The sequence below is a fragment of the Mesorhizobium sp. P2_B11 genome (assembly GCF_056404855.1).
This window is the reverse complement of sequence record NZ_JBFUDF010000014.1, coordinates 20,269-33,921: the sequence shown is the minus strand read 5'-3', so window position 1 is coordinate 33,921 and position 13,653 is coordinate 20,269. Positions and strand designations below refer to the sequence as shown.

Sequence of the window (13,653 nt, the reverse complement as noted above, 5' to 3'; positions counted from 1 at the left end):
ATGTTCATCCTGCGCTTCCTCTGGGCTGTCCTGACCTCGCGTTTCCTGTGGACGCTGATCGGCCTTGCGCTGCTGTCGCTGATCATCTGGGTGTTCGGCCCGATCGTGCGGGTCGGCGATTACGTGCCGATGGCGTCGGAGACGGTGCGCATCGTCATCATCGCGCTGCTGGTGATCTTCTGGCTGATCTGGCTGATCGTTGCCCAGCGCCGGGCGATCCGCGCCAACCGCATGTTCGTCGCCGAGATCGCAGCACCCGTCGAGGAAAAGCGGCTTACCCCCGGCGAGGAAAATGTCGCTGCCGTCGGCGCCAAATTCCAGGACGTGATGGTCGAGCTGAGGCGGCGCAAGCTCGGCAACCGCAAATTCCTGCGCGAGATGCCGTGGTATGTCATCGTCGGCCCGCCGGCGACCGGCAAGACGACGGCCTTGCGCCAGTCCGGCCTCAACTTTCCGATCGACCTGACCGACGACCTGCAAGGCATCGGCGGCACGCGCAACTGCGACTGGTTCTTCTCCGAAAACGCGGTGATGATCGACACGGCCGGACGCTATGTCCAGCAGGAGAGCCAGCCCGATGTCGACGCCGCAGAATGGCTGGGCTTCCTCGACCTGTTGAAGAAGCATCGTGGCCGGCGTGCGCTGAACGGCGTCATCGTCGCGCTTGGGATCGATGCGCTCTCCGAGGGCGACGAAGCCGTCAAGGCGCATGGCCGCAAGATCCGCAGGCGCCTGGCCGAGCTCGAGGAGCGGCTGGAAATCCGCTTGCCGGTCTATCTCATGCTGACCAAGGCCGATCTCATCAGAGGCTTCGAGGCCTTCTTCGGCGGCCTGTCGACACAGGCGCGCGAACAGGTCTGGGGCACGACCTTCCCGCTCGACGCGCGTGTCGACGCCAAGACCATCGCGGGTGAAATCTCGACACTGTCGAGGGAGCTCGAAAAGCGGCTGGTGCCGCGGCTGGAAGACGAAGACAAGCTTGCCGAACGCGCCGAAATCTTCCGCTTCCCGGCGCAGCTGCAAAGCTTGTCCGAGCCGATCCAGGTGCTGGTCGAGGCGATGTTCGGCGAGAGCCGCTACGAGGAAGCCGCCTGGCTGCGCGGCCTCTATCTGACCTCGGCGACGCAGGAAGGCGCGCCGATCGACCGGCTGACCGCCGCACTCTCCTCCTCCTTCGGCCTGCCGGCGCGGCGCTCGATGCCGGCGCAGCGTTTTGAAAAGCGCAGCTTCTTCCTGAAGAACCTTTTGACCGAAGTGATCTTCAAGGAGGCCGGGCTCGGCACGTTCGATCCGCTAGCGCAGCGCCGCCGCAGCTGGATCTGGCGCGGTGCCGCCGCCGCCTGCGCGACCGCCGCCATCCTGGCCGGCTCGCTGTTCACCTGGTCCTACTATGACAACCGCAATGCGATTGCCGCGCAGGCCGGCCAGTTCGAGGCACTGCAGGCGCCGCTGACCTCGACGGCCACAACGCCCGCCTCGGTGCAGCAGCCGGCGATGGACGTTGCCCTCAACGCCATGGACGAGGTCGCCAATGCCCGGACTGCGCCGCCCGACAAGGCGCAGGATTTGCTTGGGCCATCGGCTTCCGCCGAGCTGATGCGGGCGCAGACCGACACCTACGACCACGCTTTGCGCAACGTTCTCGAGCCACGCATGGTGGCACTGCTCGAAGCGACGATGTGGCGGCAGATCCGCGATCCGGATTTCATGCTGGGCGCGCTCAAGACCTACCGCATGATGACCGGCCTGTCGCAGATGGATTCGGATTTCGTGCAGAATTGGTGGGTGAACGACCTGCCGGAATTCGCGCCGGCCGCTCCCTTCCCGACCGCCGATGCCGAAGAGCATCAGCTGGCTGCGATCCGCCGCATGGCGGTCGATGACAGCTACATCGCGCCCGACCAGGCGCTGGTCGCCGAAGCGTTGAAGACGGTCTGCACGATCTCGCTGCCGGCGCGCGCCTACAAGCAATTGCTGGCCGATCCGGCGGTGGCCGGATTGAAGGAATGGATCCCCGCCAATTTCGCCGGCCCAAACGGCGCCAAGGTGTTTTCGCGGCGCTCGGACAAGACGCTGCGTGTCGGCATATCAGGCGCCTTCACCTATGACGGTTTCCACGATGCGATCCTCGACCGGGTCGAGGATGTCGCCGCGCAGGCTGCCCTCGATCGCGCGGTGTTTGCCGGCGGCTGTTCGGAAAATTCCGAAACGTCAGTGTCGGCGCTGTCGGAAGACATTCTGAAGCTCTACTACGACGACTACATCGCGCAGTGGGACAGTTTCCTGCGTGACATGCGGCTGGCGCCGCTCAGCGACCTCAACATTGCCTCAGAGAATCTGAAGGACCTGTCGAGCGCCGATTCCGCGCTGAAGCGGCTGCTGACGGCGGTGGTTCAGGAGGTCGACCTCACCCGTTCCGACGAGGCGCCGGCGACCGACGACAAGGCGGCGGCCAAGGGCGGCTCAAAACTGCTGGGCAAACTCGGCAAGCTTGGCAAGATCGTCAAGACCGGCGCCAAGCTGTTGCCGCGCGCCGGCTCAGCCAGCGAAGTCGACCTGACCGGCACGCTGGTGGCCGAGCACTTCAAGCCGCTCAAGAGCACGATTGCCGAGGTCGACGGCCAGCCGCCGGCGCTCGATGCCGCGGTGGTGGCGCTGACGGCGCTGTCCAATGTGCTGCAGACGGTGACCGCCAATCCCGACCCGCAGGACGCGATCAAGAAACAGGGCGGCTTGGCCGAGCTGACCGGCGCCGTTGCCAGGCAGGCGCAGATCCTGCCCGACCCGGTCAACACCTGGCTCTCCGGCATTGCCGGCGACACCAGCGGGCTGACGCAGAAGGCCGTGGCCTCCGAGCTCAACGCCATCTGGCGCGCCGACATCCTGCCCTTCTGCCAGGCCGCGCTCAACGACCGCTATCCATTCAGCCCCGACAGCGCCGTCGACGTCAACGTGCGCGACTTCGCCCGCCTGTTCGGACCGGCTGGTATGATCGACGGCTTCATCAACGACCATCTGATCAGCTATGTCGACACTTCGGCACAACCGTGGAAATGGCGCGCCGATTTCGGCCTCGACCCATCCGCACTTGCCGCCTTCGAGCAGGCGCGGCGCATCCGCGACGATCTCTTCCCGGGTGGCCAAGGCCCAGTGATGGCCTTCACGCTCGAACCGACCGACCTGTCGCCAAACGTCACCCGCGTGACGCTCAATCTCGACGGCCAGAACCTCGTCTATTTCAACAATGCGACGCGGCCGCAGCCGATGACCTGGCCCGGCAAGGACGGCACCGGCGTCATCTCGCTCGCCTTCCAGCCAATCGATGGCTCGCCGGAAATCATGCTCAACGAGACCGGCAGCTGGGCGTGGCTGCGGATGCTGCGCGGCGGCCGTTTCACCGGCACCTCGCTGTCCGACGTCTATAGCCTGCGGCTGGGAACGAAAGGCATGTACGCCGACTTCAAGCTCAAGGCGGCGAGCGTCGAAAATCCCTACAACCTCCAGATGTTCAAGAAATTCTCATGTCCGCCGCAGATCTAATCCTGCCCGGCTTTTACGGCAAAATGCCAGCCACCGGCGATTTCGTGACGCGGCGGCTGACGGGCGAGTTCGTGCGCGGCTGGGATCGCTGGCTGGCGCAGCATCTGGTGCCGCTGTTTGGACAGGACATCTGGGCCCCCAGCACGGCGTTGCGGTTTCTGGCCGGCCCGAATTCCTTCGGCGCGTCGGCGGGCATCATCCTGCAAAGCGCCGACAAGGTTGGCCGGAAATTTCCGCTGAGCGTTGTCGCGCAACTGCCTGGAGCCCCAGTTACGCTCACGCATGCCGAAGCCTGGTTTGCCGGGATCGAAGAGGCGGCAAGCGCCGCCCGACAGGGTGAACTGACGCCCGACGAACTCTATGCAACGCTCGCCGAACTGTCTGTACCACCGGTCGAGCCAGGCGAGGAGCTGATCGCCGACATGGTGATCTGGACCCGATACTCCGACATTTTCGACATCGATCCGCAAGCACCGCAAGCGACGCTGGAGACAATCCTTGCCGGCAGTTGGGAGACCAACTGATGGGAGCGCAACTCTGATGTTCGTCAGCCAGAACACCACCCCGTTTCTCGCGGAGACTTTTCCCTATCAGGATAAGCATTGCGTGAAGTTTTGCGTCGCGGTCGTTCGCGCGACATACGATGTCGATGAGCAAGGCAACTGCACGCCCAGCAAGACGCAGTCACCTTTCGTCTACGCCGATACCCACTACGGCGATCCGGAAGTCACGTCCATTCACGTCGAGACCGACTTTGCCCCCGTCAAACCCAAATGCGAGGTCCTGCTCGATGCCATGGCGGTCGCTCCGAAAGGGAGGCAGGCGGAGGCGGTCGAAGTTCGTCTGGTTGGGCCGGGACTGGACAAGCGCGCGGTGGTCACTGGCCAAAGGCGCTGGTTCAGAGGCGGGCTGGGCATTCAGGCTTCGCGGCCGACACCCTTTGTTTCAATGCCCCTGGCATGGCACCTCACCTTTGGCGGCACCGACCGAACGGATCCCGATCCGGCGAAGCATCGCAGCGACCCCGTTAACCCGATCGGCAGCGGCTACCTTGTCGGCCAGAGTGACATTGATGGAACCCCGCTGCCGTGTGTCGAGCGCCCGGAATCCCGAATGCGCATCTGGAACGACCGACCAAAACCGATCGGCTTTGGTCCCGTGCCGCGCTTTGCCAAGGAGCGCGCCCGTTATGCCGGCACCTATGACAAACACTGGATGGACAACGTGCTGCCATTCCTGCCGCAGGATTTCGACGACCGGTATTTTCAGGCCGCGCCGCAAGACCAGTGGCTGGATAAGCTTAGCCCGGGAACGATTTTCGGCTGCGTGAACATGAACGAGTCGGGCCGGTTCAAGGTCATTGTACCGATGTTCGGGGTGCCCATTAGATTCATGTATGACGATCACACAGAGCACAAGGTCGTGAACCCCGATACGCTCAATCTGATCCCGCATGAAGGCAAGATCGTGCTGGTCGGTCGCGCTGCAGTGACGCTACCGCGCAAATTCGTGCGGCTCCAGCAGGTCCAGGTAGGGTCGACGCCCAAAGAGCTTGCGGTCAAGCCGCACTATGCCGGCCTTGGCGAGGCGGTTGCTGCGCTCTCCAAGCTGCGAGGTCGACGCCGATGACGGTCGTCAGCTGCGTCAGCCTCGTTTCGCCGGTCGGCTACACCGCCGCCGCGACCTGCGCGGCGCTGCGGGCCGGCATCGCAGCGTTCGAGGAACTCGACTATCGCGACCGCATGGCGATACCGATCCGCGGTGCGCGCGTCGACGCCATCGCGCCGTCCAGACGCGGGCGTGAGCGCCTGCGCATGCTTGCGCGTCTGGTGCTGGAACACATCGAACCCGACATCGGAGCGGTGCTGCCCTGGGCGCAGATGCCGCTGATCCTTTGCACCCGCGAGAAGGAAACGCCAGGCGCGCGGCTGAACGGCATGTTCGCCGACCTGCATTTTCCCGATGGCTCGGCGGTGAACGAGAGGCGCACGGCGCATATTGCAGCCGGCCAGCCCGCCGCCTTCGCAGCGCTGATGCAGGCGCGCAAGATGCTCGACGAAGGCGCTCCGGCATGCATTGTCCTTGCGATCGACTGCCTCGTCGACGCACGCACACTAGCGTGGCTTGATCGCTACATGCGGCTTAAGACGAGCGTGACGACGGACGGGCTGATCCCCGGCGAGGCCGCATGCCTGGCGGTCGTCAGCCACCGTCCGTTAACGCCGAGCCATGTCACCGTTCGCGGTCTGGCGCTTGGCGCGGAAACCGCTACCGCGATCAGCGAGGAGCCTTTCCGCGCCAACGGGCTGGCCGGCGCTTTGAGGACGGCGCTCGCCGAGGCGCGCACCGAAATGCACGAAGTCGCCTTCCGCCTCAGTGACGTGGCGGGTGAATCCTATGCTTTCGAGGAACTCGTCATCGCGCAGATGCGCAACATGCGCCAGTCGCGGCCGGAACAACCAGTTTGGCACGCCGCCGACTGCATCGGCGACACCGGGGCGGCCGCGGGGCTGATCCAGCTTGCATGGGCGGAGCAGGCTTTCAGCCGTAACTACGCCCCTGGCGGGTTAGCAGCTCTGCATGGCAGCTCAATGGCCTTCGGCGGACGTGCCGCCGCCATCGTCTCGGCTTGAGGAGGGCGAAATGACCAAGAACGTCTTCGCCGGAATGTGGGAAATCGCCGCCGAAAACGGCATGAACAAATCGATCGCGCGGTTCCCCGACGTTTGCATGTCGCCGCCTTCGCCGCCGGCAGGGCCGATCCCGATCCCCTATCCGGATACGTCGTTTTCCAACAATTTGAAATCTGGCTCCAGCACCGTGAAGATCGGCGGCAACGGCGCCGCCCTGGCGCAGAAATCCTACTACAAGGAACCTATGCTCGGCGACGAGGCGGCGACACGCACCTTCGGCGCCAACGTCGTCACGCATCAGATCACCGGCAAAACGTTCTTTCAGGCCTGGTGCATGGACGTTAAGTTCGAAGACAAGAATGTCTGCCGGCATTTCGACATTACAACCAGCAACCATGCTTCGGCGGCGACCACGACCGCACCGCTTGTGTCGCTGGAAATGCAGAACCTCGCCGATTCGCAATATGCCATCGACAACGGTGTTTGTCCTTGCTGCGGCGATGCGTTGCATGAGTGGCAGCGCGATCCGGACAGCACTGAAACGCCCAAGAAGCCTTACAAGGCAGTCACTTCAACGGAGTTCTGGCAATCACGTGTCGATCGGTTGCCGGCAGGCGCAAACAAGACCAACATGGAGGCGAAATTCAAGGATTTCGTGATGGCGAAAAGCGCGGCACGCGCCAACAGTCGCGCCGGAGGGGCTGGTTGCAACAACGTCCATCCTAGTGAGACGAGTGGTTGCGCCATCCATTTCGAGATACCGCAAGGCAAACGACATCCAGACCCGGACAATCCTGGCAGTGTTCTGACGACATCCGGGCTGTGCGCAAAGGATTTTGGACATGCAAAGAAGATGCGCATCGATGCGGTTTGGTCGGCGAAAACCGGAACCCCGGCGGTGGGCGGCACGTCGCGAAATCATATTACACCGAAACAGGCCGGCGGATGCAACGACCCGAACAATGTGGTCCCGGAAAACATGATGGGTGGCCCCGAATGCCAACAGATCGAGGATCTGCAGAGCGATCTTGAGGTCGGCACCAACAGTCTGGTCTGAGAGCGAGGATTGGCGTTTGACAAAAGAGAGTTTCGCTTCCGATCAGCCGTTCCGGCCGTTGGCTCTCGGATTCTTCATTGAAGAAAATAACGGGCTGACTGACGCCAAGCCGATCGTGCAGGGTTCCGACTGGCAGCGGATTTACGCCGTAAATCTACTCTGCCGGCAGGGTGACTTCTCTAAAACGCGCCACGTAGCTCCAATTCTCGTGCGCAATACTGAAAGCTTGATCTGGTCGGCGGGCATCAACATCATCGCGTCTGCCGGCAGATGGGAAGATGTACAGAAAGCGCTAGGTGTCTTTCAGGAACGCATGGACACACCGTGGGTTCGGTACAATATGTCGCTATTGCTCGGGCTGTCCTGCGACCTGCGCGCGGTCGACCCGCTGCTGACGATATACGGGCGCTGCACGGACCCAGAGGAGGACGGGGATCAGACGCTGCGTGAGCTTTCCTATTTGCTGGAAGCGGCAAACAAGGAGATATTCGGTGGCGGCGCCGCCGAAATCGAGCATCAGCGTATCGTGAATCTTGCAGCGCCCTTGCGAGACGCGCTCTCCCGTTCGGTTCAAGGGACAAAAGTGTTCGAAAGCGAGACGTTCGATGTCGTAAGGCTCGCAACGCGTCTATTGGCGCAGGCGGCGAACGGAAATTTGCAGAGCGAGCGGTTTTATCGTGGCAGGCTGATATTCGAAGCGAATACCGGCGTGAATTGTTCTTCGTTCTTCAATGAACTGGGGCGTCCAGACCGCCTAGCCATCATGGCCATTCTCGAGGAATTCTTCGACGGCAACCCACGAGGAAAATATCAGCCCGGGCAGCGCTACTTCTTTGGCCATCCGATCCTACCATAGCGTTTTACTGTTTCACAGCAACAGTGATCCGCTCTATCTCTTTCTGAGTAATTCCCGGCGGAAAACCGCTCACACTTTTCCTGGAATTGCTTGGGATCACACCACGCAGTTTTGAGCCCGCCAGGAGTCCACCCGATCCGGGACAGCGACGCCCACCACCTCATCATCGAAAAACTCTGCAAACGCCGGTCCCAAATCCGTCGGGTCGACTGTGAACATCTTCGTCTCGGCGCGCGCTTCTGGAAAGAGCTCCAGAAATGCCGCGCAAGCTGCGACGGCGAGATGGGGCTCCCTCATCCGCTCGATCAGCCATGGCAGGATCGCACGATCACCCAGCATACCTGCACCCCGCACCGAAAGTGGTGCGGTGGCGGCCGATTTCATCAACCCGCCCATCCAGGCACGCACGTCCTTGGCGGGACCAGCCTTGATGGCGCCACGCAAAGCGGTCAGCGCTTCGGGCCCTCCGGCGATAGCCGCCTTGCGCAATTCGGCTCGCGCCAGATCGCCGGAACCCAGTTCCGTTAGCGCCCATCCAGCCCAAAGCCGCACGACGGCGTGCTCGGACCCCAGCGCCGACGCCATATCGCGCGCGAGATCGGCTCGCTTCAGTCGCCCGGCCAGACGCAAGGCGAATGCACGCGTCGTCGCTTCGGGGTCGTTGACCAGTCGATCAAGCAACTGCCTGGGATCGACGCTATGCTCCAGGCAGGCGCCCACCGCGAGATAACGCTTGTACGCGTCTGGCGCCACCAGCCAATCGCGAACGAGGTGCGCTATTTTGGCCGGCTTGTGCCAGCCCAGCGCGCCGATCAGACCGCGGCGTTCGTCCACTTCTTTTGCCGCCGCCACGACCTCCTCCATGCGCGAAGAGTCGCCTTGCTCGACCGCCATCCAGCCAATGACAAAAAACTCGCCCTTGTCCGGAAAGTCGTCGAGCTGACGTTCGGCTGCCGGCCATGCGGCCGTACCGGCGATCCGCAGACCATCCAGATTGACATCGATGCGTTCACCGATCTCGCTGATCACCGCCTCGTCCGGCGGATCCTCCTGGCCCCAGCTGTCCCGCTGTGCCCATAGAAACGCCGCCTGCTCGACGTGCTGGCGCACAGCTTCCACCGCGATGCGTCGCGCCGCCGGGACGAAGAGCTGTTTGCCTGCCGACGCCATCAGTTCAGATTGATCGATCCGCCACGGATGCGTTGCGCGCCGCTGGCATGGCTGGTGATGTGAGCGCCACGAATTGTGATGCGACCATCCGCTTCCATCAGGATCGTCGCCTTGCCGCATCTCAGTTCCAGACAGTCGTCGGCGGTGATTCGTACACGCTTTCCGTCGCGGACGACGTGTGGGTCTGCCTTGGCGCGGCTTGGCTCGACAATGCGACCGACAATGAGCGGCTTGCGTGGATTGCCTTCCTGAAACAGCAGGGCCACGTCGCAGCCGATCATGTCAGATGACAGTTCGCACAGACTGCGAGCAGGCAACGCCGTCTTCTCGGGATTGCCGGGAAAAACGACCAGCGGGGCGTCTTCTCCAAACCCAAGGAAGGCGCCGATGACAACGCCGTCGATCTTCGTCTTGAGCCTGCTCATTGTCGCCCTCAGTTCTCGTTGATCTTCGAGCCTTTGATAATCACGTCGCTTGAGGCCTTGATGTTGATCTTGCCCGAGCCCTTGACGGTGATATCCTTGCCCTCGATGATGATCGTGCCATCCTTCTTCATCACAATCTGCGCGCTACCGGTCTTGAGCGTGATGGATTCTTTGGCATCGAGTGTAAAAGTCTTGCCGACATCTATGACGCCGCTCTCGCCGACATCGATCTTGCTGCCCTTGGCGATCTTGAGCATATGACCCCCACCGACATCGGTGGCATCGTTGGAGGCAATGGTGGCGCTGCGCGAAGCGCCTACACTGGTCGCTTGCGATGCGCCGATCGCAACGGTCTGTCCGGCGCCGATACTGATGTCTTGTCCTGCCCCGATGGTCCAGGAATCACCGGCCCCAATGGAATGGTCCTGGCTGATACCTACCGTCACGGAGCGTGTCGCGCCGATAGTATTGGTCTGCACCGCGCCCACGGTTCGGGTCTCGGAGGCCCCAACGGTATCGATGCGCGCCGCACCGACCGTGATCGTCTGCACAATCGCCACGGTCTGCGTGTGATTGGCACCGATGGTCTCCGTCGAATTCGAACCGATGCCTATCGTCTCGTTCGACCCGACAGTCAGCGAGCGGTTGACGCCGACCGTCTCTGTGTCATTGTTGCCGATATTGGTGGTCTGATCGACGCCGACCTTGACCGTCTTGTTGTTGCCGACGTCCTCGTCGAGGTTGTGGCCGACGGAGTGCTTGGCGTCGTGGTCGATGCGGTCGGACTGGTCGTGCTGGACCGTCTTGTTGCGGTCGTGCTTGATCAGAAGGTGATGGTCCTTCTGCGCCTGGAAATTGACCAGTTCGGAGCCGGCCTTGTCTTCGAACATCAGTTCGTTGTAGCCGCCGCCACCCTTCGACGAATTGGACTTCCAGCCCGACTGGGTGGCGTTGCCGGGCAGCCCGTAGGGCGGCATCTGCGAGGCGTTGTAGACCCTGCCGGTGATGATCGGCAGATCCGGATTGCCTTCGATGAAATCGACGATCACTTCCTGGCCGATGCGCGGAATCTGGATGAAGCCCCAGCCGCTGCCGGCCCAGGTCTGCGACACGCGCACGAAGCAGGAGCTCTTCTGGTCCTTCTTGCCCAGTCGGTCCCAGTGGAACTGCACCTTCACCCGGGCATATTTGTCGGTGAATATCTCCTCGCCGGACGGACCGACCACCGTCGCCGTCTGCGGCCCGCGCATGATCGGCCGCGCCGTGATCCGTGGCGGCCGGTAAGGCACTGAGGTCGGCGCCACGCCGAGCACGACCTTGAAATTCTCGCCGTCGGTGTCGACGCCGGCGCGGTAGCCCGGATCGAACAGCCGATATTCGGCGCTGACGACCAGATACTCCTTGTTCTGGTCCTTGCGCGGAAAACCGTCGAGCTTGAAGGTGCAGCCGGAAAACAGGCCGCGCACGGTGCCGACGGCGGCAATGCGCATATGCGGCGCCTGGATTTCCTCGCGTCTGATCGCCGCCAGGCTGTCGCCGCGGCCGACCTCCAGATGCGCGCCGGGGTGGCGATAGTTCTCGCCGGCGGCCTGCTTGTGGCCGAAGGGCTGTGCCGACTTCGCCATCAAATCGGCGGCTGGCTTCTCGAAATCGTAGTCGGTGTGGGCATAGGCGCCCGGGCGCACGGCGCTGCCTGGGATCCATTCCGTGATGTATTCGACGTCGCGGCGCGAGCCCTGTCCTTCGAACTGATAGAGCACGGTCTCATAGCCCGGCGCCGGCTTCAGCTTGCTCATGGCGTCGGCCAGGATCAGCTTGTGCTCGCCCTCGGCGTGCTCGAAGAAGTACATGATGCCTTCGTGCTCGAGCAGCCGCTGCACGAAATCGAGGTCGCTCTCATCGTACTGCACGCAATATTCGCGCGGCGGATAGGAGCCCTGCAGGCGCTTTTCGAATTTGGCGATGCCGCCATATTTGGAGAAAATCTCCTCGACGATCTCGACGGCGGTCTTGTCCTGGAAGATGCGGCAGTCGGTGGTATTGCCGAGGAACCACAGCCATGGCCTGACGACCGCCTCGTAGTAGGCCATCCTGTCTTCGATGCGGGTAAGGCGAAACTCGGCGATGAGGCCGCTGAACCAGCGTTTGGGATCGGACTCGCCTTCGATCGAAACGACGCCGCCCAGCATCTTCAGCGGATCGATATCCGCATTGGTGCTGACAAATCCCACGGTGTAGGCAAGACAGCGGCTGATCTCGTCGCGGCCGACGAGATGCGTGAAGGTCAGCAGCTCGGCGCCGACCGGCGTCTGCACAAGTGCGGCGCGTTGTTCACTCGGCATGGGTCGTGCCCCTCCTGGACGCGGCCGGAGCATGATCCCTAGAAGTGGGTCCGGTTTTCGGAAAAGATCATGCTCGAACAAAGAAATAGAGCCCATCCCGACTTGTCGGGATGGAACAGGCTCTAGTGTGGCAGGTTCGAAGCCCTTCTTGTGTTAACGACCTCACGTTCAGGGACTTTTCTGAATTTGCCACCCAGAGCCATGTTGAGCCTACCACATGTTCTGTGGCAGACCAACGAGGACAAGCGGCAGGCGGGTCCTGTTTGCGCCGCTTTCGCCAGTGTGAAACGCCGCTCTCCCGCAGTGCCCGCAAACTGCTAGACTGCGGCGCATCGGATCAATGGGAAGGCCAGCGGTCGACAGGCCATATTGCATGTTCATCAGTCTGCAGATCAGCAATGTCGATGTCCTGCCTGCCGGGCTGCCGCCCGGTTACGCATCACGCGACCGCGGCTTCGAGATCGGGCGCGAGAACTGCGCCTGGACCTTGCCCGATCCGGACAAATTCATCTCCGGCCGGCATTGCGAAATCCGCTATGAAGGCGGCGCTTTCTTTCTCCACGACGTCTCGCGCAACGGCACCTTCGTCAACGGCTCGAACCAGCGCCTGGCCGGCCCGCACCGGCTTGCCCAGGGCGACCGGCTCCGGATCGGCCGCTATATCGTGTCGGTATCGATCGATGACGGCAACGCAGCCTTCGGTGGCCATGGCTCGACTCAACGGCAGATGCCCGCCGGATCCTTTCCGGACCATGTCGCAGTGCCCCGGTCGCCGACCGCGCCACCGGCTTCGGTCTCCGGCCGGCCACAGCAAGCCGACGAGATCCTGCGCGCGATTGCGGCCGGCGCCGGCATTCCGCCGGAAGTGCTCCTGCTGCGCCAGCCGCATGAGGTTGCCGGCGAGATCGGCGCGGTGCTGCGGATCGTCGTCGACGAGCTGGTGCTGCTGTTGAAGGCGCGCGCCGCGGCAAAAGTCCTAGCCAAGACCAGCGATCGAACCATGATCAATTCCGCCGACAACAATCCGCTGAAGTTCGTGCCCGGGACCGACGAAATCCTCGACATCATGTTTGCGCGGCGCAGGGCCGGCTATCTCGGCGCCAGGCATAGCATCGAAGACGCATTCCACGACCTCAAGACGCATGAATTCGCCACCTTCGCCGCCATGCAGGCAGCGCTGGCGCGGCTGCTGGACGATTTGTCGCCCGAGGCGATCGCCAAGAAACTGCCGCCGTCTTCCTTTGGCTCGAGGAAGACGCACGCCTGGGATGCGATGGTCGCAACGTGGCGGGCCAAGGAGGAAGCGCACGAAAACGGCCTGCTGGACATATTCCTCACCTATTTCAGCGAAGCCTATGCCAAGGCCGCCAAACAGAAACCGACAGGCAAGGGCTGACCGACCTAGCCTGCCATGAAGCCGATCCGCAGACCGGCCGGCGACCAAAATTGCGCCGGGTTTCAATCGCAACCTTCTGAGACTACGATCACATACGACGATTGAGCACGCGGGTACGGTTGGTCGACCTCGGGGGTCTGCGGCACATGTCACGTCACGACGAGATAGCGTCCTGTGCTCCGCGTTGGCGCGGACATGGCGCTGTGCGTCGCGCTGCCGCGCGCGCGTCGGGGC

10 protein-coding genes are annotated in these 13,653 nt (G+C 62.7%); 7 read left to right on the top strand and 3 right to left on the bottom strand.

What is annotated here, in order from left to right:
• Genes tssM through AC1DYJ_RS30340 form a run of 6 tightly spaced genes read left to right on the top strand, consistent with a single transcriptional unit; the run spans position 1 to position 8,086 of the window.
• The gene (tssM, locus tag AC1DYJ_RS30365; protein WP_477288694.1) at positions 1 to 3,540 is read left to right on the top strand and encodes a type VI secretion system membrane subunit TssM; all 3,540 of its coding nucleotides are present in this window, start codon (positions 1 to 3) and stop codon (positions 3,538 to 3,540) included.
• Positions 3,522 to 4,064 carry a type VI secretion system-associated protein TagF gene (gene tagF / locus AC1DYJ_RS30360; protein WP_477288692.1) on the top strand — a complete coding sequence of 181 codons (543 nt, stop codon included), beginning with the start codon at positions 3,522 to 3,524 and terminating at the stop codon, positions 4,062 to 4,064. Before tssM ends, tagF begins: the two co-directional genes overlap by 19 nt.
• Positions 4,065 to 4,080: 16 nt before the next feature.
• Positions 4,081 to 5,169 (top strand): DUF2169 family type VI secretion system accessory protein, encoded by a 1,089-nt coding sequence (locus AC1DYJ_RS30355; RefSeq protein ID WP_477288690.1) that lies wholly within the window; start codon positions 4,081 to 4,083, stop codon positions 5,167 to 5,169.
• Positions 5,166 to 6,173, top strand: a complete 1,008-nt coding sequence (locus AC1DYJ_RS30350; RefSeq protein ID WP_477288688.1) for a hypothetical protein — start codon at positions 5,166 to 5,168, stop codon at positions 6,171 to 6,173. The genes AC1DYJ_RS30355 and AC1DYJ_RS30350 overlap by 4 nt, the downstream gene beginning before the upstream one ends.
• Positions 6,174 to 6,183: 10 nt before the next feature.
• On the top strand, positions 6,184 to 7,230 hold the full coding sequence (locus tag AC1DYJ_RS30345) for a PAAR-like domain-containing protein (RefSeq protein ID WP_477288686.1): 1,047 nt from the start codon (positions 6,184 to 6,186) through the stop codon (positions 7,228 to 7,230).
• A gap of 16 nt (positions 7,231 to 7,246) precedes the next feature.
• Positions 7,247 to 8,086 carry a hypothetical protein gene (locus AC1DYJ_RS30340; RefSeq protein WP_477288684.1) on the top strand — a complete coding sequence of 280 codons (840 nt, stop codon included), beginning with the start codon at positions 7,247 to 7,249 and terminating at the stop codon, positions 8,084 to 8,086.
• A gap of 96 nt (positions 8,087 to 8,182) precedes the next feature.
• Here the strand turns inward: AC1DYJ_RS30340 and AC1DYJ_RS30335 are convergent, their stop codons facing one another.
• The 3 genes from AC1DYJ_RS30335 to AC1DYJ_RS30325 are packed head-to-tail and all read right to left on the bottom strand — an operon-like array spanning position 8,183 to position 12,023.
• Positions 8,183 to 9,256, bottom strand: a complete 1,074-nt coding sequence (locus AC1DYJ_RS30335; protein WP_477288682.1) for a HEAT repeat domain-containing protein — start codon at positions 9,254 to 9,256, stop codon at positions 8,183 to 8,185.
• On the bottom strand, positions 9,256 to 9,681 hold the full coding sequence (locus AC1DYJ_RS30330; protein ID WP_477288681.1) for a DUF6484 domain-containing protein: 426 nt from the start codon (positions 9,679 to 9,681) through the stop codon (positions 9,256 to 9,258). Before AC1DYJ_RS30330 ends, AC1DYJ_RS30335 begins: the two co-directional genes overlap by 1 nt.
• An 8-nt stretch (positions 9,682 to 9,689) precedes the next feature.
• Positions 9,690 to 12,023: a type VI secretion system Vgr family protein gene (locus AC1DYJ_RS30325; RefSeq protein ID WP_477288679.1), complete on the bottom strand. Its 2,334-nt coding sequence runs from the start codon at positions 12,021 to 12,023 to the stop codon at positions 9,690 to 9,692.
• Positions 12,024 to 12,396: 373 nt separating this feature from the next.
• Here AC1DYJ_RS30325 and tagH point away from each other — a divergent pair, with 373 nt between their 5' ends.
• The gene (tagH, locus tag AC1DYJ_RS30320; RefSeq protein ID WP_477288677.1) at positions 12,397 to 13,419 is read left to right on the top strand and encodes a type VI secretion system-associated FHA domain protein TagH; all 1,023 of its coding nucleotides are present in this window, start codon (positions 12,397 to 12,399) and stop codon (positions 13,417 to 13,419) included.
• Positions 13,420 to 13,653: the final 234 nt, after the last annotated feature.